Genomic DNA, 22,742 nt, shown 5'->3' with positions numbered 1-22,742 from the left:
CGCGTCTACCAGCTGATTGCCTAGATTATCTACCACAATAACGTCACGATGGTAGGCTTATTTGTTATGCCTTCAAGTACGATATTCAGACAACACACCAGATTAAACGCCGCAACTAATAAAACAACAAAAAAGATCTCCCACACGAGGAGATCTCCAAAGGATAGAAACTATCCTTCAACACCATTTGACAAACTTCCGCAATTGCGAGCGATTCGCTCGTGTTTCACGCAATTAGGCTGGATAATGGGGGCAAAGAAAGGCAGGTGTGGATTATGTCCCTTGGACAAGCCATTATCACTTATCGCCAAAAACACCATCTAACCCAAGCTGATTTAGCCGGTCAATTATTCGTAACCCGCCAGGCCGTTTCTACTTGGGAAACTAACAAAGCATGGCCGGATACCGAGATTTTAACTCAGTTGAATACTTTGATGGCCACTGACTTTGTCAAACCATCACCGCCGGAAACACCCGCTGCACCGAGTGATGCAGTAACCGTACTCTTGCTTGTAATTGCTATCATAGTGCCCATTTTCGGCTTAATTGGACCGCTGGTTATTCTGTTTAACCGCCGCTTTCCTCATTGGAGCAAAACTGCCGCTGGCGTGGTTATTGCGGTGGAAGTCCTGGCTATTGTTGCTTTCTGGTTATTTGCCGATGCAATCACTGTTTCCAAGCATATCATTGGCTGATTTGGTTCCTATATCAGAATAGCCGCTGAGACGATTGTAATTGCTCATCTCAACGGCTATTTGGCATGCTTTACATGACTTTTCGACTCACTTGCAGCGCCAGCCAGCTGCCCACCGCCGTGATGGCAAACACACTGACCAGGGCACCCAGTTCCACCAGGGCAAAGACCCCTTCCCCCCGCCAGATAATCAAGCCCAAAGCGCCAATCATCCCGCCGCCACCGTTCATCACAAACGAATCCACGGGATCTTCAGCCAGCTTGGTCCGCCAGCCGGTGAGCCATCGGTTCAAGAGAAAGCCCGCCGCCAGGGTGATCAAAAACATCACCGCCGGCGGCACATAGCCGATGCCTGCCGTACTGGTCACAAGCCCCAGCACGATGGCATCCAGTGTTTGGCCGACACTCAGTCCGGGCCACCAGGCTAAGGCGGCACCGGCAATACTGCCCAACACCGCCAAGCAGGTGCCCAAGACAATCGATCCGTACAGCGCTGTCTGTCCGCCGGCCGGGGCGAGGTTGAAACCGAACCAGCCCAGCAGGATCAAAAAGGTACAGATCGTGGGCACTGCCAAGCCGCGTTCTGCTCGTAAGCCATTGACGCGACCAGCCAAGCGAGGCGCCATAATCAGGCTGGTCACGCCGGCAGTCAAGTGCACAACTAAGCCCCCGGAAAAGTCCAGTGCGCCCTGAGCGGCCCACCAGCCATGGCCGTTCCACAGCAGATAGGCCACTGGACAATAAACCAGCAGCGTCCAGAGGGGAATAAACAACAGCAGCCCGCGACAGCGCACCCGGTCCGTCAGCGTGCCGCAAAACATCACCACCGCGTATAAATAGAATTCCATCTGCACACCAGCATTCAGCAGCATCCCGGAATGCTGGCCGGCCTGCCCGGCCAGCGCCAGCCACCAGGCCAGTACGCGGTCTGGGCCTAAATAGATCAGCGGATAAGCAATCACCAGCCACGTCGCCACCGCCGCTGCTAAAGCTGTCATTTGCACCCGCAGCGTGTGCGGCGCCCGCTCTTGGGTCATGCTCTGACTATAAAGCAGCGGCACACTGGCGATCATTGGAATCATTACCGCAAAGCACAGCAGTTGTAGAAGGGTATTCGCCATTTCTGCACCGCCCTAGCAAACGCAATCGACGGCGCAATCTGCCAAATCCGTCAAATACATATGATTGGCTTGGTACACCGCCAGCGCCTTCGCATTCGGCGTAATGCCCTCCCGCTGGGCGATCTCCGCCGCGACAACCGCGAAGCGCCGGCGATACTTGTAGATATAGCGCAAAATCACGCCCTCATGGGTCACTTCCGGTCCGACCATAAAGAGATTCGGGGTCACTGTGGATTCATCGAGCTGATTCAATTCGGCCCGATCGCCCCGGTGAGCAAACAGATCTGTTTGCAGCGGCGCATCCACACTGGCGAAGCCGGTGGCCAGAATCGGTACTTGGCGGGTATGCACCGATTGACCATCCTCGAGATGGACCGTATAGGGGCTCTGAGCCGTTTGGGTAATGGCGGTGACCCGTTGCCCCGCCACAGCGAAACAGCCTCCTGAATGGCCGTATAGCGCTGATACGTATAGGGTGACAGGCCAATGCTCGGATCGGGCACCACACTGTCGATGGCCGCCACATCAGTGATCAGCACACTGCGCTGATCCAACGCCGCCAACTTGATCGCCGCATCAAACCCGGATTCACCGCCGCCGATGATCACCACCGGATCTTCCTGCCGGGTGAAGGGCCGGTAACTGGCGATCTGCGCATAATGCCGGCCCAGTTCGGCCCCGCGAATGCCGCGGGTTGCAGGGAAAGAAAAATCGCCCACCGCACTGATGACGTATTTAGCCCGCATTTCACCCCGATTCGTTTCTAAGCGAAACGCATCACCGAATCGTTGAATCTTCGTCACAGTGGTGTGCGTCAGTACTGGCAGCGCGTAGGCCGCGGCACATTCCTCCAAATAGCGGGCGTACTGCCGGCCGCTGGGATGCTCCGTATGCAAGCCGTAAGTTGGCGAACTATTCGGCGTGATCGCATTCAAATCCGGAAAGCCAAAACCGTTAGTCGTAAACGATGGCGAAATAAAGCGAATCTCCGGATGCCACTGGCGAAAACTGTGGCCAATTTCTCCTTGATCGATTACCTGGACATCGCTGACACCCAATTCCTGCAGCGCAATCGCCGTCCCTAAGCCAGCTGGACCGGCGCCGATGACAATCACTCGATAGTCGTGCATATACTCCGCCTCCTACAAAAATATCCCAATTCGCAACGAGACACCATTGTAGACGCGGTTTTCGATCCATGCGTGCACACGTACCCATATGCGCATATGTCACTGCATAGCCTCTCTAGGTATACGCGTTACAGCTGACGATCGCCCTCCCGAAGGATTTGAAAGATCAGGTTCGTCTGTTCATACATCCGGTTGATATTAGGCGCCGTTTTGACCGACGGCTGCTGGCATAGGGCTAAGGGCATGGCAATGAACGAAATGGTTGGCCATCCAGCTTGAAATAAAGGCTGCCCTTCGCCAAAATATGATGTTTGCCGCGGCTTAAGAACGAAATAGCGCCCCGCCGGTTTAACCGTCGTCAAACAGCGGCCCACCAGTTCTCTATTTGCTTTATCTGACGTATAAATAAACATTGGGTCATCCGCACTTTTCAATCTGACTGCATTATTTTTATAATCATCGGTGTACTCTGCACCACCAAGGTGTTCGACAGTCAAGCCAAGCACTTTTCTCGCTGAGACATGATGACTGGCCTCATATTTTTCAAAATCTTGCAATAATCTGGAAGTGGCCTGTCTCCCTGAAATTCCGCTTTGGGGGATTTGAAAATGACCGCTGGTAAATCCAAATACCAGTGTGTTGGCAAATTTCAATTGATCGTCTTTGATCGCCTTTAAAATAGCCAATAGAGCCACTGAACCATTTTCTTCCAGTTCATTAGGACCGTCGGTATGGGTATTGATAAAAAGTTCCTGATCAGCACGTTGGCCGGGGACAATTACCGCAAATGATTCCGTCGGCACGTTGGCTTGATAACTGCCAGTAATCGTCAAACGAACAGGCACTGCTTGGTCGTTCATCGCTTTCAAAACGGACGCCTGATGGTCATGGACCCAAATCGCCGGAATGCCGAGATAATCGTTTGTAAAGGGCAAGATCTCGTCCTGACCAAGTCCTTCACTGATTTTATGCCACAGCAGGATAACTGCCACTGCACCGCTGTCTTTGGCCGCTTTGATTTTTATCCACCGCTAACGTTGCGGCAACGAGGGGATGCCGCATGCTGAACGCTAGCCGGGCATTGTCTGGGTATTGCGCAATCTTGTGCATCAAAAGAAAAGTCGGCAGAGAAAAATTAGTCACTTTAATGACAGCGATTTTTCCCTTCATTTTCGGATCTTTTTTTGAATGGTAGAAGCGCAATTTTCCGACAACACCATTTTGACTAGTGATGCCAGAATACGGTACTGGCCCAAGATCTGGGATTGGCGCCCCGGTCACATCATTTTGAAGATGCCGCGTGGCTTGCACACAACGATTTATAGTAAACGGAAAACGTACTATCTGAAAACCAAGGCTCGTAATTTGATCCTTTATGTATTGAATGAACTGATTATGCTTATCTGTCGCCGTTAACCGCGGCCCAACTTCTTTTAAAGCTTCTTGCCACTTCGTCATGCTGTTAATATCAAGCGTCATTATCTATCACCTATTTTCCAAATTTAAACAACTTTATCCAACAACGAGGATATTCACGGCCGCCTATACATCACTGAGCGGGCGTGGTCGTATGGATCAGTTTCACGAAGAGCAGGAAGTTAATGATGCCCAACACCGTCAGCAAAGCAAACGCCCCGCGACTGCCTAAGGCTGCGTTTTGTCCGTGGGTCAACTGCGGTCGGTTCACCGACGACATCATCATCGCCAGCACTGTGGTCCCAATTGCGCCGAAGACTTGCTGGCCGGTGTTGTACAGCGCATTGGCATCGTTGCGCAGCGGCTTGGCAATTTTCTTCAAGCCATAAGCCACACTGTTGCCAAACGCCATGGAGCGGCCAATGGCGAAAATCAGATACAGCCAAGTCACCGCGGCCACGCTCAAACTGGTGCCCCACAGGGCAAAGCCGGCCAGCGCCACCGTGAACAGCGCATCGCCTAAATACAGCGGCAGCTTACCGCCGAAGCGGTCCAGCATCCAGCCGTATACCGGCTGGCCAAAGCCGTTGAACAGACTCCCCGGCAGCAGAATCAGTCCGCCAACGAACGCGGATGCACCGTCAACTTCCTGGACATAATTCGGCAGCAGAAAATTGATACCGACGTTGGCGAACTGCAGGAAGATATAGGGCAGAAAGCTGAACAGAAAGGCCTTATCCCGGAAAACCGCCAAGGAAAAGAGAATTCGGTGACTGCGCTTGGAAAACCAGCTAAAAGCACCTAACGCCACTGCCGTCACCAGCAAATAAATCAAAAACTGCCGCCAGCCGCCGGCCTCGCCCAGGGCGTTCAAGCCCACAATCAGGCTGACCAGCGCCACTCCAAGCAAAGCAAACCGAGTCCAGTCAAACGTAAAATGCCGAGTCGGACTGTACTGTTCGATTACCCGGACGCCGATCACCAGCAAAATCAGGGTGATCGGCAGGGTCAGCCAGAAAATCATCCGCCAGCTGGCAAAGGCCGCCACCGCTCCACCAAAGGTTGGACCCAGCGCTGGAGCGACTAAGATGATCATGTTGGCCATGCCCATATAAGTACCCAGATGCTGCAACGGAACGACATCCAGAATGATATTCACCATCAACGGGGTACTTAGGCCCACACAGCCGGCTTGGATCAGCCGGCCGACCAGCAAGACCCAATAGGTCGTCGCCGTGGCACAGAGCAGATCACCCACGATAAACAGCATTGCCGCCCAAATAAACAGTACCCGGTTGGTGAAGCGCCGCTTCAAATAGGCTGACGCCAGCATGACCAGCGCTGCTGTCAGCAGATACCCGGCGGTCACCCACTGAATCGTAGTCAGTGAGACATGGAATTCTCGCATCAGAGTGGGGAAAGTCACGTTCATCGACGTTTCGATCAATACCCCGATGAACGACAACAGGGCCACGACGACGATCACCACCATTGTCCGCCGCGTCATGTGCTTCTTTCTCGTATTCCCTGCTGCCTCTGCCATTATGCTATCCGCTCCTTTTTGTTTACCTTACACCGGCGAGCGTTTTCAAGTCTAACGGCAAACAAAAAGCGCATCCTCAATGTGAGGATACGCTGCTATGTTCAATTACTCATCAGAATCGGAATCGGAATCGTGATTATCGTCGGCCGGATGGTCAACCTGATCCTGATCCTCCGTCGCCCGATTCAACAACTCATCCAGCGCCTGGGATTGGCCTGAGGACAAGTTGCCGCCGCTGGTTTCCGCGGTGCTTGGCGTCGGTTCATCGCCGGCCTCGCCAGTCGGGGCTGCCGGTCCCTGACCGTTATCGTCCGGACCAGCAGCATCGCCGCCGTCTTCCTCCGGGGCCACTTTCGCCAAACTGGATACACTGGCATCCTCGTCCAACCGGATCAGCCGTACACCCATGGCGGACCGGCCGGTCTGGGAGACATCGGTGGTCTTGAAGCGGATCAGCACGCCGGTATTGGTGATCAGCAGCATGTCTTCGCTGCCGTCCACCACGGTGAGCGCCGCCAGCGGACCGTTCTTCTTGGTCACGTTCACGGTCTTGATCCCTTTACCGCCGCGGCCCTTGATTGGATACTCGCTGGTTGCGGTCCGTTTGCCGTAGCCATTTTCTGAAATCACCAGCACTTCACAGTCCGGCTTCAAGATGTCGGAACCGATCACGTAGTCATCCGGGCGCAACCGGACACCGCGCACGCCGCTGGCCGCCCGGCCCATGTCCCGAACGGTTGTCTCGTTGAAGGAGACGGAGTAGCCGGTATGGGTCCCGATGATGATGTTCTGATGCCCATCCGTCAGCAGGACGTTGCTCAGCTCATCACCGTCCCGCAGGTTAATGGCCTTCAAGCCGTTGCTGCGGATGTTGGCAAACTCGCGGACGCTGGTACGCTTGACCGTCCCGTCCCGAGTGATGAAGAAGAGATAGTGTTCAGCTGGATCATCAACGGCCACATTGATCACGGTTTGGATCTGCTCGCCGGAATCGATCCCCAGCAGGTTGATGATCGGAATACCCTTGGCTGTCCGGCTGTATTCCGGAATCTCGTAGCCCTTGGCCCGATAGACCTTGCCCTGGTTGGTGAAGAAGAGCAGGACATCATGGGTCGAGGACGAAATGAGGTGTTCGATGAAGTCGTCATCGTGCACGCCCATGCCTTGGATGCCGCGGCCGCCGCGGTTTTGGACCTTGAATTCGGCCGCCGGCAGCCGTTTGATGTAGCCGTTGTGGGTGAGTGTCAAGACAACGTCTTCTTGTTCGATGAGGTCTTCATCTTCGATACTCAGCACTTCGCCGACCAGTAATTCCGTCCGGCGTTTGTCGCCATATTTCTTCTGGATATCCAAGAGTTCTTGGTAAATGATCTCGTGAATTCGTTCCGGCTTGGCGAGGATATCCTTGTAATCGGCAATTGCGGCTTGCAAGTCGTTGAACTCGCTGTCGATCTTATCCCGTTCCAGACCGGTCAGGCGGACCATCCGCATGTCCAGAATGGCTTGCGCCTGCTTATCATCCAAATCAAACTGGTCGATCAATTGTGCCTTAGCCACGTCGCCGTTGGGCGCGCTGCGCAGCAGCGAGACAATGGCGTCCACGTGGTCCAGCGCCGTCCGCAAGCCGTCCAGAATATGGGCCCGGGCTTCGGCTTTGCGCAGGTCGAACTTGGTCCGGCGAGTGATGACGGATTCCTGATGCTTCAGGTAGTACACTAGGATCTGCTTCAGCGTCAGGACCCGCGGCGCGCCGTCCACGATAGCAACCATGTTGAAGGAGAAGTTCGTCTGCAACGGGGTCAGCTTATACAAATTGTTCAGCACGACCGTCGCCGAGGTATCCCGGCGAATGTCGATGGTGATCCGCATGCCCTCCCGATCAGACTCGTCTTGCAGGGTGGTGATCCCGTCGATCCGGTGATCCCGGGCCAATTCCGCGATCCGTTCCACCAGCTTGGCCTTGTTGACCATGTAGGGGATTTCGTGAACGATGATTCGTTCCTTACCGCTCTTCTCCGTTTGCACTTCGACCTTGGCCCGCAAAATGATATTCCCGCGGCCGGTCTCATACGCCCGGCGAATGCCGGATTTGCCCATCACCACGCCGCCAGTCGGGAAGTCCGGCCCTGGCAAGGCCTCCATCAAGTCCGCCGTGGTCGCGTCCGGATTGCGCATCAGAATGTGCAAGGCCGAAATGACTTCGCTCAAATTATGGGGCGGGATATTCGTCGTCATCCCAACGGCGATCCCGGTCGCCCCATTGATCAGCAGATTGGGGATCCGGGAGGGTAAAACAACCGGTTCCCGTTCCGTACCATCGTAGTTATCTTGGAAGTCGATGGTGTCCTTGTTGATATCCCGCAGCATTTCTGTGGCAATCTTGCTCATCCGGGCTTCGGTGTACCGCATCGCAGCAGCGCCGTCGCCATCGACGGAGCCGAAGTTCCCGTGACCATCAACTAAGGGATAGCGGTAACTGAAATCTTGGGCCATGCGCACCATGGACTCGTAAATCGCGGAGTCGCCGTGGGGATGAAATTTCCCCATGACGTCCCCGACGATCCGGGCCGATTTCTTATATGGCTTGTCCGGGGTCACGCCCAATTCGTTCATCCCATAAAGAATCCGCCGGTGGACCGGTTTCAGGCCGTCCCGGACATCCGGCAGCGCCCGCGCAACGATGACACTCATCGCATAGTCCAGGAAGGACTTGCGCATGGTCTCCGGCAGGTTGACCGTATGGATTCGCCGGTCTTGTGCATTATCCATGAATTTAGCTGTCTCCCTTCATTCCGTTACATATCAATGTCGGCGTATGTGGCATTCTTTTCAATGAACTCCCGCCGCGGCTCAACTTTGTCCCCCATGAGCATGTCAAAGACGGCATCAGCCTCGATGGCATCGGCCACGTTGACCCGCTCCAAGCGCCGGTTCTCCGGATTCATGGTCGTATCCCACAACTGCGAGGCGTCCATTTCCCCTAACCCTTTGTACCGCTGAATGACCGGTTTGGGACTGGGCTGCAGCGTCTGCATCACGTCTTGCAGCTCTTCGTCAGAATCGACGTACTTGACGAACTTGCCTTGGCGCACTTGGTACAGAGGCGGTTCGGCGATGTAGATATAACCGGCATCGACTAACGGCCGCATGTAGCGGAAGAACAGCGTCAGCAGCAGTGCTCGAATATGAGCGCCATCGACATCGGCATCGGTCATGATGATCACTTTGTGGTAGCGGGCTTTAGCAATATCAAAGTCGCCACCAAAACCGGTCCCCATCGCTGTGAACAGCGAGCGGATTTCATCATTGGCCAGAATCCGATCCATACTGGCTTTCTCCACGTTCAAAATCTTGCCCCGAATCGGCAAAATAGCTTGGGTCAAGCGCGACCGGCCGGACTTGGCCGAACCACCGGCAGAATCCCCCTCGACGATGAAGAGCTCAGAGATCTCCGGATCCTTGCTGGTGTTATCCGCCAGCTTGCCGGGAAGATTGCTGATCTCCAGACCGGACTTCTTCCGGGTCATTTCCCGGGCGCGTTTGGCCGCCACCCGGGCCTTGGACGCGACCATGCCTTTATCGACAATAGCCCGCGCTTCGTTGGGGTTCTCCATCAAGAACTTGGTGAACATCTCGGAGAACGTCCGATCAGTCACCGTCCGGGCGTCAGAGTTGCCCAGCTTGGTCTTGGTCTGCCCTTCGAATTGGGGATCCGGGTGCTTAATGGACACAACCGCCGTCAAGCCTTCTCGGACATCGTCCCCGGAAAGCTTTTCGTCCGGGTCCTTAATAATATTCTGCTTGTGGGCGTAATCATTGATCACCCGGGTCAAGGCTGCCTTGAAGCCGGCCTCATGGGTCCCGCCTTCGTAAGTATGGATGTTATTGGCGAAGGTCATCAGGATGGAGTGGTAGCCGGAAATGTACTGCAGAGCCACTTCCACCGTGATGCCGTTTTGTTTGCCTTCCACGTAGATCGGTTCTTCAAACAGCACATCTTTGCCGTGGTCCAAATACTCGACGTAGCTCTTGATCCCGCCTTCGTAGTGGAAGACCAGCTTCTCATGGGTCTCCTGGCGCTTATCAGTGAAGGTCAGCTTCAAGCCTTTATTCAAGAAAGCCAGTTCGCGAATCCGCGTCGTCAGGATCTTATCGTCAAAAGTCGTAGTCTCGGTGAAAATTTCTGGATCCGGGACGAAGTGGACAATAGTGCCATGTTCATGTTCCGCTGCGGTGCCAATGACTTTCATCGGCGTGTGGACCTTGCCCCGCTGGAAGTCCATGTAATACTTTTTGCCTTCCCGGGCAACAGTAACATCCAGCGTCGTGGACAATGCGTTGACGACGGAGGCGCCGACCCCGTGCAGGCCGCCGGATACCTTGTAACCGCCGCCGCCGAATTTACCGCCAGCGTGAAGGATCGAAAAGACGGTCTCCAGTGCTGGCTTGCCCGTCTTCTTCTGGATGTCCACCGGGATCCCCCGGCCGTCATCTTGGACCGTCACTGAGCCGTCGGCCTCCACAGTCACTTCGATCTTCGTCGCGAACCCGGCCAAGGCCTCATCGATGCCGTTATCGATAATTTCCCATACCAAATGGTGCAAGCCTTGGCTGCTGGTCGCGCCAATATACATCCCAGGCCGCTTACGCACAGCCTCCAGGCCTTCCAGCACTTGAATTTGACTGGCGTCATAACTCTTCGCCAGTTCTTCCATGTGCTCTTCGTGGGCCTCTTCTTTCGGGGTTAAATGATCTTTGTCTGCCATTAACTATAAGCCTCCTGCTTCAGAGAACGGCGCACCATGCGGGCGCAATTCATTGCTGATCTGCACCGGGCACTTGGCCCGGCTTGGTTACCGTCAACATCCCATCATCAATCGTCATGATTCGCGGATCATGGACAATATCCTGGGCCACCCCGCTCAGGTCGGTGGTGGTTAAAAAAGTTTGGACCTTGCTTTGGAACGTCGCCAGCAAGTGCGTCTGGCGGACCGTATCCAATTCGGACAGCACATCGTCCAGGAGCAGGATCGGGTATTCCCCGGTCTGCTCTTTCATCAATTCGATTTCAGCTAATTTCACACTCAATGCCGCCGTCCGTTGCTGGCCCTGGGACCCAAACGCCGACACATCCTTGCCGTTGGTAATGAACGTGACGTCATCCCGGTGCGGCCCGGCCAAGGTGACCGATTGATCGATCTCCCGCGGCCGCAATTTCTGATAAAGCGCTGAGAGTGCCTGATACAATTTCTGGACCGTTTTGGCCTGACTCAGCTCACTGGGCAGGACGTAATGAAACGCCAGCTCCTCCTTGCCCTGGGTGATTTCCTGATGCAAGTGGTTGGCGAACACGACCATTCGGCCGAGCAATTCCTGACGGGTATGGATGATTTCAGCACCAAAGCCGGCCAGCTGATCGGATAGCACATCCAGATACACCAGGTCCCTGGCATCGCGATAGTGCAACTGGCGCAAATACTTGTTGCGCTGGCGCAGAATTGCCCGATATTGGGTCAGGTTATAGAGATATTTCGGACTCATCTGGCCGAATTCCATATCCACAAACCGCCGCCGGGTGCTGGGTGCCCCCTTGACTAAGTCCAAGTCTTCCGGAGCGAACAGGACAACGTTAAGCTGGCCCAAATAGCTGGATAGCCGGGATTGCTCCAGATGATTCACGGTCGCCTTCTTGCCCTTTTTAGTCAAGGTCAGCGTGAGCGGCACAGTCCCGGTAGTTTTCACCACCCGGCCGGTCACCTGGGCACTGTCCGCCCCCCACTGGATCAGCTCATCATCGTTGTGCGTCCGGTGGCTGCGGGCCAAGGCCAGCACGTAGATGGCCTCCAGCAGATTGGTTTTGCCCTGGGCATTTTTTCCCAGCAAGATATTCAAACCGGGAGAAAATTGGACTTGCAGGGCCGCGTAGTTGCGAAAGTGGGTGAGCGTCAGCTGATCAAGATACATGGGGGGCCGCCGCGACAGTGACCGTCCCGACTGCTGGTACGATGACCTGCGTCCCGGGGTATACCTTGCGGCCCCGCCGGTCTTCCTGGGCGCCGTCAATCACCACCGGATGCTCGCGCAAAAACCACTTTGCCTGCCCGCCGGTGCTGATGGCCCCGACTTCTTTAAGCAATTGCCCAACAGTAATAAATTCTTCGCTGGCTGCCAGCGTGACGACTTGATTGACCAACGACCGCCACCTCACTTTCTAACCGATATTCCTGAGAAAAGTTTACATTACCATTATACGTTTTTTAGGCAAGGAAAACAATTGAATTCGCTGTTTATGGGTAATTTCCGGCGTCTTTTTGCTTAATAGTGTGCCTTGTCAAAAATGAGTAAAATCGCTCAGAACGAAAATCTGGGCGAAATACACGGGGTCCCACCGATTTTCTCCGATCAGTGGACAAAAAAATCCCCACCAGGAAAACCTGATGGGGAAGGATTGGTCAAGGACCGATCAGAAGGTCCGAATCGGCGTGATCAGCTGAATGAATTGGCTGGTATCTTCTGTGGGCTGGATCGTAAAGGGCCGCAACGCGGATGTAAAGTCCATGGTGACGTCGCTTTGGCCGACAACCCGCAAGGCATCTTTCATATAGTCCGGGTTGAATGAAATATCCAGGGTGTCGCCAGTCAAGGCCTTGAACGCGATCTCTTCCTGCACCGTGCCGACGTCTGGCGATGTGCTGGATAGTACCGCTGTGTTCTTCTCCGGCGTCAAAACTAAGCGGACGACATTGTTCCTGCTCTCGTGGGATAACAAGGAAGCCCGCTCAATAGCGGCCTGGAAGGAAGCAGCGGCCACAGTCATCGCCGTGGTGTGCTCAGTGGGCAGCAGCCGCTGGGTATCCGGATAGTTGCCCTCTAGCAAGCGGGAGTAAAAGGCGGTGTTGCCTAAGAGGAAGAGGACTTGGTTTTCAGCGATGCGGACATCAATGGTGTCCACGCTGTCCGGAATCGTCCGGGCTAGTTCCACTAGGCTGCGGCCAGGAACATTGATGTCGTAATCGGCATCGCCGGCGCCTTCGAGGCGGACAATCCGCTGGGCTAACCGGTGGGTATCAGTAGCCACGGCGAGCATCGCGCCATCATGGATCACGATGTGCACCCCCGTAAGAATGGGCCGGCTGTCTTGGGTCGATACGGCGATAACGGTTTGCCCGATTACTTCGCGCAGCACATCAGCCGGTAATTGCAACGCATGATCATCCGCAATTTCCGGCAGCAACGGATATTCATCGCTGTTGGACCCATTGATCGTAAATTCTGATTGGCCTGACGTGATCACTGCTTGGAGCGTGTCGGTGACGGCAATCGTCATGTCTTTTTCCGGCAGCCGCTTGACGATTTCCGTAAAGAACCGGGACGGCAGGACGATACTCCCTGGTTCAGCGACCTGGAGATCCGCAGCATCATTGCTCACGGGGATACTGGTCTCAATGGAAATATCCGCATCGCTGCCGGTGAATGTCAGCTTTTCCTGGTCTAGAGTGAGCTTCAACCCAGTTAAGATCGGAATGGTCGTTTTAGTGGCAATGGCCCGTGAAACATCGTTGAGAGTCTTGATAAAAACATCACGATTAATTGTGAACTTCATCACGTATACATCCTTCCTTTTTTCCTGCGCCAGCGGCGCTGCCCTTTATTATTATAAAAGATTTTATAGTAATAGTAATAGGGCCTGTGTATTCGGGGGATAACTATCCGCAGCCGTAGCCTAGCAACGCTTTAGCCTGTGGACAACCGGTGGATAACTTTTTGGAAAAGTCGCTTAGTTATCCCCATCCTGTTCCCGGATCATACTCTTCAATTCGTTGAGACTGTCCCGCAGAGCCGGGTCATCTTTTAATTCGCCGGCGATTTTATCGTAGCCGTGGATCACCGTCGTATGGTCCCGACCGCCAAATTCCTGACCGATTTTCGGCAGAGAATTATCCGTCAGTTCCCGAGCCAGGTACATGGCGATCTGCCGGGGATTGACGATCGCCTTGACCCGTTTTTTCCCTTGCAGTTCCTGGACAGTCACGTGATAGTAGCGGGCGACGATCCGCTGGATCCGACTAATGGGAATTTCTTCAGTGGCTGTTGCTTTTAAGCCCTTCAAGGCGTCAGCCGCCAAGCTGGTGGTGACCGGCGTCTTCTTCATCTGGGCAAAGGCTTGTACCCGGACCAGCGCGCCTTCCAATTCGCGGACGTTGGAATCGATCTGCGCTGCGATGTAGCCCAGCGTATCATCGGGGATATCCAACTGTTCGGCGTTGGCTTTGTTGCGCAGGATCGCCGTTCGCGTTTCCAGATCTGGTGGGGTAATGTCCACGGACAGGCCCCATTTGAAGCGGGATACCAGTCGTTCTTGCAGCTTCGGAATATCGTTGGGGAGGCGGTCGCTCGTCAGCACGATCTGCTTATGGTTATTGTACAGTTCGTTGAAAGTATGGAAGAACTCCTCCTGGGCCCCTTCTTTTTCCGCAAAGAATTGAATATCGTCCACCATGAGCAGGTCGCAGGTCCGGTACTCCAAACGGAATTGCTCCATCCGGTGGGTCTGGATCGAGGTGATGTAGTCATTGACGAACGCCTCGCTGGTCACGTACTTCACCTTGGCGTGGGGATCGTTCTTTAATAGTTGGTGCCCGATCGCCTGCATCAAGTGGGTCTTGCCTAATCCGACGCCGCCGTAGAGGAAGAGCGGATTATAGGTTTGGCCCGGCTGTTCTGACACGACCAGCGCGGCTGCGTGGGCCATCTGATTGCCGGTGCCGATGACGAAGGTATCGAACGTATACTTATCATTCAGATGCGTTTCCCGCAGATAGTCGGGATTCTTCTCGTCCTTCTCCACCTCTTCAGTTTCCTCAGGACTGCCGAATTGCGCAGTTTCTGGATTATCGTCGGAGGATTGGGCCACTTGAATGATCGGCGTGAGTTCTTTCTGCGTATATTGATAAACCAGCTCGACGACCGGGACCATTAATTGCCGTTCCCAGTAATCCTTATGCAGCTGCGTGGGGACACTAATAATAAGTTGATTATTGCGGATTGCCACGGGCTTGGCAGTGGCGATCCAAGCCTTGTAGCTGAAATTAGAAAATTTTTCCTGAAAGTTCTGATCGATGTATTGCCAAAGATCGGCCAAATTATCGGCCATAGCGCCGCCCCCCTGAACCGTATTTCTTAAATGGGTCACGCTGAACATTTTAGCATTGCGGCCGAAAGTTTTCCACAGGGGGATAATTATTTCCCAAAGAACCGCACAGGGGTGTATAAACAGTTATCCACAGGCCGGGGAAACAAGGGAAAACCAGACCGCTGGATAAAGTTGTCCACATACTGGAAGAGTTAAGAAAGCCTATCTAGACACGGACTGGCGAGTTATACACAGATGGTTATCCAACATTGTGGACAACTTTTAGACACGCTGTGGATTGTCATTTTTTGGTGGGTAACCGGGGGATAACTCGCGGGAATGGAAAATCACTTTTCCAGAGGTTATCCACACTAAAAAAACAGGGTGTGGACAATCCCGGGGAGTATTTTCTTGAGTTATCCACAGGCTGTACTACAACAGTTTGCTTAGTTTCCTGAAAAAAGTTGACCGGTTTTTTTAATTCGTTATTGGCGGCTTCTCTAAAATATGCTATTATTTATCAGTAATACGCTTATCAGTGTATGATGAGCGTCACCTATGGACCGAGGGGGTGTCAATCGATGTCAACGAAACGTACTTATCAACCTAAGAAAATCCACCGTGCGCGTGTGCATGGTTTTATGAAGCGCATGAGCACCAAGAACGGCCGCAGAGTGTTAGCACGGCGCCGGGCCAAGGGCCGTCGCGTCCTGTCTGCGTAATTGCGGCAGTCAACGGACGGCGTTACCCAAGTCTCGTGCTTGACGTTTTGCGCCAGCCAAACGGCGAAAGGGCCCCAGGTGGTGCTCTTTCGCCGTTTTTTTATGAAGACAGAGGGCGCAGCCGGCCGGTCTTATGCCCTAGCTGCTGGTCGGCGGAGCCCGTTTAAGCGGAGAAGGCTGCCAGCCCTAGCTTCTGGTCGGCCGGAGCCCGTTTAGGGAAGGCCCCCTAGCTTTCCATCCACCACCGCAACACACCATTGAATAGGCGACCAGCAGACCACTCGGGCCTGCTGATCCAGGAAGGGAACACGTTTTGCGCAAATCATATCGAGTGAAATCGGAGAAAGATTTCCAGCAGGTGTTTGATGCCGGTCATTCAGTGGCCAACCGCCACTTTGTGATCTATCAGTTGGCCAAGCCCGGGCAGAAACATTTTCGGGTTGGCATCAGTGTCGGTAAAAAAGTTGGTCATACCGCTGTCGACCGCAACCGGGTAAAGCGGTATATTCGGCAATCTTTATACGAACTGAAGAATGAATTACCTCAGGCCATGGATTTCTTGGTCATTGCCCGCAAAGGCGCCAAGGAATTAGATATGGCGGAAACGAAGAGCAATTTGATCCATGTGTTAACGTTGGCCCGCCTGCTGGCCGACCCTGCGCAAAATCAGGATAATCAAAACCAAGAAGAACGAGGTTAGTCACGTGAACAAGCATACGAAACGGACGCTCAAACGCATTCTGTTATTCGCCGCGCTGGCCCTGCTGGTTGTTGTTCTGACCGGCTGCGGTACCAGTCCGGTCACCAAAAATTCAACTGGTTTTTGGGACCGCTATGTTATCTACTATTTCCAACAGTTCTTACTCTGGATGGTCAATAACTTCCATTTGAGTTATGCCTGGGCCATCATCGTATTTACCATTATTATTCGGATCGTTTTGTTACCGCTGATGCACTTCCAGACGAAGAGCACCAAGAAGCAGATGCAGCTGCAGCCGGAAGTCAAAGCCTTGCAGGCTAAATATCCGGGCAAGGATATGGATTCGCGGCAAAAGCTGAATGAAGAAACGCAAAAGCTGTACTCCGAGGCCGGGATCAACCCGATGCTTGGGTGTTTGCCGATGCTGGTGCAGCTGCCGGTCATGCTGATGCTGTATCAAGTGATTTTCCGGACCACCGCGCTGCGCCAAGGGACGTTCCTCTGGATGCAGCTTGGGGATCCTGATCCGTGGCATGTCCTGCCGATTTTGGCGGGTATCTTCACTTTCCTGTCCTCCTGGCTCGCCATGAAGGCGACGCCGCAACAGGGCGGCATGGGGACCATCATGACGGTTTTCTCGTCGGTCATGATGCTGTGGTTCGCCTGGATCACCGCTTCCGCCGTTTCCATCTACTGGGTTGTTTCCAGTTTGTTCCAGATCGGCCAGACCCTTGTTCTCCAGAACCCGTGGCAAATGCAGCGGGAAATGGAGGAGAAAGAAAAGGCCAAGCGGGAAAAGGAGAAACAACTCCGCAAGGCGAAGCGCCGGGCGTTCAAGAAGCGGTAAGACCGCACTTGCCCGCCCAGGGTAAAGGAGGACCGAGAAGAATATGCCAACGTATGAAGGACGTAATTTACAAGAAGCCATTGACAATGGCTTAGCCGAGTTAGGCTTAGCCCGGGATGAAGTCACCGTCGACGTGATCGCCGAGGGGAAGCGGGGATTTCTGGGGTTTGGCCGTAAACCGGCCGTCGTCAATATTAATAAAATCGAAATTAACGTAGATTCATTCAATATCGCGGTACCCGCACCGCCGAAACACCATCATCACGATTTGCCCCATCCGCATTTACCGGGGCATAATCCGGAGAAGGTCACGGCGACTGCCGGTACGGCCACCATGGCCTTGGTGGATGACCCGCCGGATCCATCCGCGCGCCCAGCCGCGGGGATGACGAACGCCCGAGAGCAGCACATCGAAGCTGCTCTGGCGCAGGTGTCCGCCTACGTGGTGAACGTCACCACCGCCTTGGCCCTGCCGACCACCGTTAAGATTGAAAAAACCGGCCGGGACAAATGGACTTTCTTCCTAGCGACAGACCGGGAGGGGCTGTTGATCGGGAAGCACGGCCGAACAATCAATTCCTTGCAGTATCTGGCCCAGATCCTGTTTTCTCACCTGACGCACAGCCACGATACGGTGGAACTTAACGTCGGGAATTACCGGGAGCGGCGGGAACAGATTCTGGAGAAGCTGGCGGTGAAAACGGCTCGGGATGTGATCGCCAGCGGTCAGCCGATTTTCTTGGACCCGATGCCGTCGTTTGAGCGCAAGGTCCTGCACGCGACGTTGGCCGATAATTCGTATGTGATCACCCATTCCGAGGGCGATGAGCCCAAGCGGTATGTGGTGATTGAGCGAAAGAAAGGCAGCGTCATCTAGTTTTCGGAAAAGTGCTATTATATTTTTTCGGCGCCCTGAGTTGCGAGACTTGGGGCGCCGTGCTATTATTGTCCTAAATTAAATCGGTTGAAGTAGTCAAAGTGCTTTAGCCAATCACCGCCGGGGGTCTCTGGACCTGGGGGTGATTGGCAATAGCGCTTTTTTTATTGCCGAAGGGTTGGGCAAATTGGCCGTGCCAAGTGCTCCCTCTACAAAAATTAGAAGTGTCCGGCACTCCATAAAAATACCGATTGACAACACTCTGTACGAGAAAGGAAATAATCGATGGCAAATTCAATTACGGCATACGATACGATTGCAGCGATTTCGACGCCGCCTGGTGAAGGCGGGATTTCGATCGTGCGCTTGTCCGGCGATGAGGCGATCCAAGTGGCCCAGCGGGTATTTAAGGGGAAAGACTTGGCCAACGTGCCGACCCATACGATTAATTACGGCCACATCGTGGATCCGGCGACCCAGGACGTCGTTGATGAGGTGATGGTGTCGGTGATGCGCGCGCCCAAGACGTATACCCGGGAAGATGTCATCGAGATCAACTGTCACGGCGGCATCGTGGACACCAACCGGATCCTGCAGCTGCTGCTGAGCCAGGGCGCGCGGATGGCGGAACCCGGGGAGTTCACGAAGCGGGCCTTTCTCAATGGCCGAATCGACTTGACCCAGGCGGAGTCGGTGATGGACTTGATTCGGGCTAAGACCGACAAGGCCATGCAGGTGGCGGTGGATCAGCTGGATGGTAATTTATCCCACTTAATCAAGAACCTGCGCCAGGATATCTTTTCTGTCTTAGGCCAAGAGGAAGTCAACATCGACTACCCCGAGTACGAAATGGACGAAGTGACCGGCAAGATGATGCTGGAAAAGGCCCAGAAAGTGCGGGATCATCTGGTGCAGCTGTTGAAGACCGCCAACCAGGGCAAGATTCTGCGGGAAGGCTTGGCGACGGCAATTATCGGCCGGCCCAACGTGGGCAAGTCCAGTCTGCTGAACTACCTGCTCCACGAGGATAAGGCGATCGTGACCGACGTGGCGGGGACGACGCGGGACACTTTGGAAGAATACGTCAATGTCCGGGGCGTACCACTGAAGCTGGTGGACACGGCCGGTATTCACCACACGACGGATAAAGTGGAAAAGATCGGGGTGGAGCGTTCTAAGAAGGCACTGGGCCAAGCTGATTTGGTCTTGCTGGTGCTGGATGCCAGCGCGCCTTTGCAAAGCGACGACCGGGAACTGCTCAAGGCCACTCAGGATAAGAAACGGATCATTCTGTTGAACAAGACGGATCTGCCGGCGGCGCTGCATCCGGAGAACCTAGAAGCACTGGTCACTGACGACAGTCGGATCATTTCGGTGTCGATTCTGAAAACAGCAGGTTTGGATGCGCTGGAAGCGGCCATTGCCAGGTTATTCTTCGGTGAAGGCATCGAGAATTCCCAGAGCAATGTGCTGGTCACCAATGCCCGCCAATATGGGCTGCTGGCCCAGGCCAAGGCGGCCTTGGACGAGGTGATCACCGCTTTGCAAAATGAGGTGCCTTTGGATCTCGTGCAAATCGACATGACCACCGCCTGGGAGAAAATGGGCGAAGTGGTCGGCGAAAATGCGCCGGATGAACTGATCACCCAATTGTTCAGTCAATTCTGTTTAGGCAAGTAGGAGGAAAAAAACGTGACTGTACCTGAATATACAGCGGATGACTACGACGTGATCGTCGTTGGCGCCGGCCATGCCGGCAGTGAAGCGGCCTTGGCTGCCGCCCGTATGGGTCAAAAAACCATGCTGATTACTTTGAACTTGGAAATGGTGGCCTTCATGCCCTGCAACCCCTCCGTGGGCGGTCCGGCGAAGGGCATCGTGGTCCGGGAAGTGGACGCGCTGGGCGGCCAAATGGGCAAGAATATTGACGCCACGTACATTCAGATGCGCATGCTGAATACCGGCAAGGGGCCGGCGGTACGCGCTTTGCGGGCTCAGGCAGACAAGAATGCCTATCACCGGGTAATGAAAGACACACTGGAGAATACGCCGAATTTGACGTTGCGCCAGGGCATGGCGACGGATTTGATCGTTGAAGATGGCGAATGTCGGGGCGTTGTCACCAATACCGGCGCCCGCTACCGGGCCAAGTCGGTGGTCCTGACAGCCGGCACCAGTTCCCGAGGCAAAATCATCATCGGTGAGTTAATGTATTCCTCTGGTCCGAACAACTCGATTCCGTCCATTGAACTTTCTGAAAACCTGGAGAAACTGGGCTTTAAGCTGCGCCGGTTCAAGACCGGTACGCCGCCCCGGGTCAACGGCAACACAATCGATTATGACCAGACTCAGGAAGAGCCGGGGGACAAGACCCCCAACGCCTTTAGTTTCACGACGAAAGATGCGGACTACGTGACGGATCAAATGTCCTGCTGGATGACCTATACCAACGAGGAGACCCACAAGATCATTCGGGCCAATCTGAAGCGGGCGCCGATGTTTTCCGGCGTTATCAAGGGCGTGGGCCCGCGGTACTGCCCGTCCATCGAAGACAAGGTGGTCCGTTTTGCCGATAAGCCCCGCCACCAGATTTTCTTAGAGCCGGAAGGCCGAGACACCAGCGAGTATTATGTCGGGGATTTCTCCACGTCCATGCCGGAGGAAATCCAACAGAAGATGCTCCACACGGTGGCCGGCTTGCAGCACGCTAAGATGATGCGGCCGGGCTACGCGATTGAATACGACGTGATCGAGCCGTGGCAGCTGACCCATACCCTGGAGACGAAACACGTCAAAAATCTGTTCACCGCGGGTCAGATGAATGGCACGTCCGGTTACGAAGAAGCGGCGGGCCAGGGTATCATTGCCGGTATCAATGCGGCTTTGCGCGCTCAGGGCAAGCCCGGCTTCACCCTGGGTCGCGACCAAGCATACATTGGCGTGATGATCGACGATTTGGTGACCAAAGGGACCAATGAACCGTATCGGCTGCTCACCAGCCGAGCCGAGTACCGCTTGGTACTGCGCCACGACAACGCTGATTTGCGGTTAACGGAGAAAGGGCATACGCTTGGGCTGATCGATGATGACCGTTACGCGGCCTTTGAAACTAAAAAGCAGGCTATTCAAGCTGAAATGGACCGGTTGCATAGTATCCGCATCAAGCCCGGTCAAGCCGTCGATGACTTCCTCGCCAGTAAGGGCGGCGCGCCGTTGAAGGACGGCATTCTCGCCAGCGACTTCTTGAAGCGGCCTGAGGTCAGCTACGAAGACCTGGCCCAATTTATGCCAGACCATCCTGATGTGGATCGGCGGGTCATCGAACAGGTGACGATCCAGATCAAGTACGCCGGTTATATCGCCAAGGAGCAGCAGAAGATCGACCGGCTGCACCGGTTGGAAGCCAAGAAGATTCCGGCTCACATTGACTACAATGCGATTAATGGCATTGCCACCGAAGCGCGGCAGAAGCTGACCAAAATTCAGCCGGAGACAATTGCCCAAGCGGGCCGAATCTCCGGAGTGAACCCAGCGGATGTCGCGATTCTCAGTGTGTATATTGAACAGGGCAAGATCGCGAAGGTTGGATAAGCGAAGCGTTAGCCAGCAGCAGGGGATGATTACTCCTGTTGTTTTTTTGTTCACAATTTCGTATATTGGTATAGATGGGGAGATGAGGCAGAATGAAAAGGAAAATCGGTTGGGTATTGGCGGCGGCCCTTTTGGTATTGTTAGCGGCGGGTGGTTGCGCGCCTAAAACACCCACGGCGAAGAATAAGCCGACACCGGTTAAAACGGAACAAAAAGCCGAGACGGTGCCAACGTATCGCGTGGTGGCGGACAATAATATGGACAAGTTCAAGCAGGCCCATGGGCAGTATCGGACGGTCAACTATGATCCCCAGGATGACCTGGTTTCCCTCCTGCCCGAATCGCTGGCTAAGCTGAAAAAGTACCCGCAAACCACGACAGTACGCGCCTACGTCACTGATTGGCAGCAAGCACCAGCGCAGCCAAGCGGGCGTTTAGTCACGGTATTGACAGTGTATGTGCAGAAAGTACTCACCGGGCGGAAAAAACTGGCTAAACAGGAACTTCAACTGACTCTACCTGGCGGATTTATCCCTTATGGGCAGTTCGGCAAAGGCGCATACGATCATGATGATACGATCCCGGATGCCGAAGTGGTGCTGACTCAGAATAATGGGTCTAGAATTTTTGGTGTTGGAAAGTATTTCCATTCCAAAAGTACTAGGGTGTGTCTGAAAATTACTTAAGCCATACCCATATTGCTGCAACGTAAACCGCGCCCAGAAAGACATGCGCGAGCTTATCATAGCGTGTGGCTATACGCCTGAACTCCTTCATCTGGTTGAAGAAGCCTTCGATTAGATGTCGCTCCTTGTAAAGATAGAAGTCGCACGGCCAGGGGTTCACTGCATTGCTTTTGGGTGGGATTGTGTAGTATCCCTCCTGAGACGTGATGAAGTCTCGTAGCGCCTGCGTCCCGTACGCTTTGTCCGCCAAGACATTGACGCTCTTCAATGGAATAGTACCGA

20 protein-coding genes and 1 pseudogene are annotated in these 22,742 nt (G+C 54.2%); 8 read left to right on the top strand and 13 right to left on the bottom strand.

All coding sequences use genetic code 11. The annotated features are described in order from the left end of the window. Positions 1 to 275 precede the first annotated feature (275 nt). On the top strand, positions 276 to 695 hold the full coding sequence (locus tag H627_RS19435; RefSeq protein WP_027829264.1) for a helix-turn-helix transcriptional regulator: 420 nt from the start codon (positions 276 to 278) through the stop codon (positions 693 to 695). Between the two features lie 70 nt (positions 696 to 765). Here the strand turns inward: H627_RS19435 and H627_RS0112755 are convergent, their stop codons facing one another. From H627_RS0112755 to dnaA, 12 genes and pseudogenes are all read right to left on the bottom strand, one after another. Continuing rightward, positions 766 to 1,815, bottom strand: a complete 1,050-nt coding sequence (locus tag H627_RS0112755) for an ammonium transporter family protein (protein WP_027829263.1) — start codon at positions 1,813 to 1,815, stop codon at positions 766 to 768. 12 nt (positions 1,816 to 1,827) lie between these two features. Next, positions 1,828 to 2,244 carry an NAD(P)-binding domain-containing protein gene (locus H627_RS19810; RefSeq protein WP_081674919.1) on the bottom strand — a complete coding sequence of 139 codons (417 nt, stop codon included), beginning with the start codon at positions 2,242 to 2,244 and terminating at the stop codon, positions 1,828 to 1,830. Positions 2,245 to 2,267: 23 nt separating this feature from the next. Further along, positions 2,268 to 2,945, bottom strand: a pseudogene (locus H627_RS18325) (NAD(P)-binding domain-containing protein); the annotation flags it as partial. 128 nt (positions 2,946 to 3,073) lie between these two features. Further along, positions 3,074 to 3,937 carry a hypothetical protein gene (locus H627_RS20745; protein ID WP_226999208.1) on the bottom strand — a complete coding sequence of 288 codons (864 nt, stop codon included), beginning with the start codon at positions 3,935 to 3,937 and terminating at the stop codon, positions 3,074 to 3,076. Beyond that, entirely contained in the window at positions 3,912 to 4,424 is a 513-nt protein-coding gene (locus H627_RS20740) for a hypothetical protein (RefSeq protein WP_226999207.1), read from the bottom strand. Before H627_RS20740 ends, H627_RS20745 begins: the two co-directional genes overlap by 26 nt. Positions 4,425 to 4,494: 70 nt before the next feature. After that, positions 4,495 to 5,904 (bottom strand): MFS transporter, encoded by a 1,410-nt coding sequence (locus H627_RS0112740; RefSeq protein ID WP_027829262.1) that lies wholly within the window; start codon positions 5,902 to 5,904, stop codon positions 4,495 to 4,497. Positions 5,905 to 6,009: 105 nt separating this feature from the next. Next, the gene (gene gyrA / locus H627_RS0112735) at positions 6,010 to 8,673 is read right to left on the bottom strand and encodes a DNA gyrase subunit A (protein WP_027829261.1); all 2,664 of its coding nucleotides are present in this window, start codon (positions 8,671 to 8,673) and stop codon (positions 6,010 to 6,012) included. 26 nt (positions 8,674 to 8,699) lie between these two features. Next, positions 8,700 to 10,670, bottom strand: coding sequence for a DNA topoisomerase (ATP-hydrolyzing) subunit B (gene gyrB, locus H627_RS0112730; RefSeq protein WP_051225426.1), 1,971 nt, complete (start codon positions 10,668 to 10,670; stop codon positions 8,700 to 8,702). 49 nt (positions 10,671 to 10,719) lie between these two features. After that, a complete protein-coding gene (gene recF / locus H627_RS0112725) occupies positions 10,720 to 11,868 on the bottom strand; it encodes a DNA replication/repair protein RecF (protein ID WP_027829259.1) in 1,149 nt (382 codons plus the stop codon). Continuing rightward, positions 11,858 to 12,097, bottom strand: coding sequence for an RNA-binding S4 domain-containing protein (locus H627_RS0112720; protein WP_051225425.1), 240 nt, complete (start codon positions 12,095 to 12,097; stop codon positions 11,858 to 11,860). The genes recF and H627_RS0112720 overlap by 11 nt, the downstream gene beginning before the upstream one ends. Before the next feature lie 270 nt (positions 12,098 to 12,367). Further along, positions 12,368 to 13,507: a DNA polymerase III subunit beta gene (dnaN, locus tag H627_RS0112715; protein ID WP_027829257.1), complete on the bottom strand. Its 1,140-nt coding sequence runs from the start codon at positions 13,505 to 13,507 to the stop codon at positions 12,368 to 12,370. 174 nt (positions 13,508 to 13,681) lie between these two features. Then, complete coding sequence (gene dnaA / locus H627_RS0112710) at positions 13,682 to 15,058, bottom strand: chromosomal replication initiator protein DnaA (RefSeq protein ID WP_027829256.1); 1,377 nt, start codon at positions 15,056 to 15,058, stop codon at positions 13,682 to 13,684. A 560-nt stretch (positions 15,059 to 15,618) separates the two neighbouring features. Between dnaA and rpmH the strand changes: the two genes are divergently transcribed. The 7 genes from rpmH (at position 15,619) to H627_RS0112680 (ending at position 22,460) form a co-directional block, all read left to right on the top strand. Beyond that, a complete protein-coding gene (rpmH, locus tag H627_RS19805; RefSeq protein WP_081674917.1) occupies positions 15,619 to 15,759 on the top strand; it encodes a 50S ribosomal protein L34 in 141 nt (46 codons plus the stop codon). 313 nt (positions 15,760 to 16,072) lie between these two features. Then, on the top strand, positions 16,073 to 16,459 hold the full coding sequence (gene rnpA, locus H627_RS0112705; protein ID WP_027829255.1) for a ribonuclease P protein component: 387 nt from the start codon (positions 16,073 to 16,075) through the stop codon (positions 16,457 to 16,459). A 4-nt stretch (positions 16,460 to 16,463) separates the two neighbouring features. After that, positions 16,464 to 17,306, top strand: a complete 843-nt coding sequence (locus H627_RS0112700; RefSeq protein WP_027829254.1) for a YidC/Oxa1 family membrane protein insertase — start codon at positions 16,464 to 16,466, stop codon at positions 17,304 to 17,306. A gap of 43 nt (positions 17,307 to 17,349) precedes the next feature. Then, positions 17,350 to 18,183, top strand: a complete 834-nt coding sequence (gene jag, locus H627_RS0112695; RefSeq protein WP_027829253.1) for an RNA-binding cell elongation regulator Jag/EloR — start codon at positions 17,350 to 17,352, stop codon at positions 18,181 to 18,183. 285 nt (positions 18,184 to 18,468) lie between these two features. Beyond that, the gene (mnmE, locus tag H627_RS0112690) at positions 18,469 to 19,863 is read left to right on the top strand and encodes a tRNA uridine-5-carboxymethylaminomethyl(34) synthesis GTPase MnmE (RefSeq protein ID WP_027829252.1); all 1,395 of its coding nucleotides are present in this window, start codon (positions 18,469 to 18,471) and stop codon (positions 19,861 to 19,863) included. Between the two features lie 12 nt (positions 19,864 to 19,875). Further along, positions 19,876 to 21,774: a tRNA uridine-5-carboxymethylaminomethyl(34) synthesis enzyme MnmG gene (mnmG, locus tag H627_RS0112685; protein WP_027829251.1), complete on the top strand. Its 1,899-nt coding sequence runs from the start codon at positions 19,876 to 19,878 to the stop codon at positions 21,772 to 21,774. Between the two features lie 92 nt (positions 21,775 to 21,866). Then, positions 21,867 to 22,460, top strand: a complete 594-nt coding sequence (locus H627_RS0112680) for a hypothetical protein (protein WP_152319401.1) — start codon at positions 21,867 to 21,869, stop codon at positions 22,458 to 22,460. On the opposite strand, the gene H627_RS0112675 is transcribed toward H627_RS0112680, so the two are convergent. Next, the coding region (locus tag H627_RS0112675) for an IS5/IS1182 family transposase (RefSeq protein ID WP_027829249.1) at positions 22,453 to 22,742 on the bottom strand (290 nt) is incomplete at its 5' end. The two genes, H627_RS0112680 and H627_RS0112675, sit on opposite strands and share 8 nt — an antisense overlap.

This window comes from Schleiferilactobacillus harbinensis DSM 16991, from assembly GCF_000425885.1.
Taxonomy (GTDB): domain Bacteria; phylum Bacillota; class Bacilli; order Lactobacillales; family Lactobacillaceae; genus Schleiferilactobacillus; species Schleiferilactobacillus harbinensis.
This window is presented reverse-complemented; position numbering and strand designations above follow the sequence as displayed.

Coding starts and splice junctions, on each gene's coding strand:
- H627_RS19435 (WP_027829264.1), top strand. CDS start 276: ATGTCCCTTGGACAAGCCATTATCACTTATCGCCAAAAACACCATCTA.
- H627_RS0112755 (WP_027829263.1), bottom strand. CDS start 1,815: ATGGCGAATACCCTTCTACAACTGCTGTGCTTTGCGGTAATGATTCCA.
- H627_RS20740 (WP_226999207.1), bottom strand. CDS start 4,424: ATGACGCTTGATATTAACAGCATGACGAAGTGGCAAGAAGCTTTAAAA.
- H627_RS0112740 (WP_027829262.1), bottom strand. CDS start 5,904: ATGGCAGAGGCAGCAGGGAATACGAGAAAGAAGCACATGACGCGGCGG.
- gyrA (WP_027829261.1), bottom strand. CDS start 8,673: ATGGATAATGCACAAGACCGGCGAATCCATACGGTCAACCTGCCGGAG.
- gyrB (WP_051225426.1), bottom strand. CDS start 10,670: ATGGCAGACAAAGATCATTTAACCCCGAAAGAAGAGGCCCACGAAGAG.
- recF (WP_027829259.1), bottom strand. CDS start 11,868: ATGTATCTTGATCAGCTGACGCTCACCCACTTTCGCAACTACGCGGCC.
- dnaN (WP_027829257.1), bottom strand. CDS start 13,507: ATGAAGTTCACAATTAATCGTGATGTTTTTATCAAGACTCTCAACGAT.
- dnaA (WP_027829256.1), bottom strand. CDS start 15,058: ATGGCCGATAATTTGGCCGATCTTTGGCAATACATCGATCAGAACTTT.
- rpmH (WP_081674917.1), top strand. CDS start 15,619: ATGTCAACGAAACGTACTTATCAACCTAAGAAAATCCACCGTGCGCGT.
- jag (WP_027829253.1), top strand. CDS start 17,350: ATGCCAACGTATGAAGGACGTAATTTACAAGAAGCCATTGACAATGGC.
- mnmE (WP_027829252.1), top strand. CDS start 18,469: ATGGCAAATTCAATTACGGCATACGATACGATTGCAGCGATTTCGACG.
- H627_RS0112680 (WP_152319401.1), top strand. CDS start 21,867: ATGAAAAGGAAAATCGGTTGGGTATTGGCGGCGGCCCTTTTGGTATTG.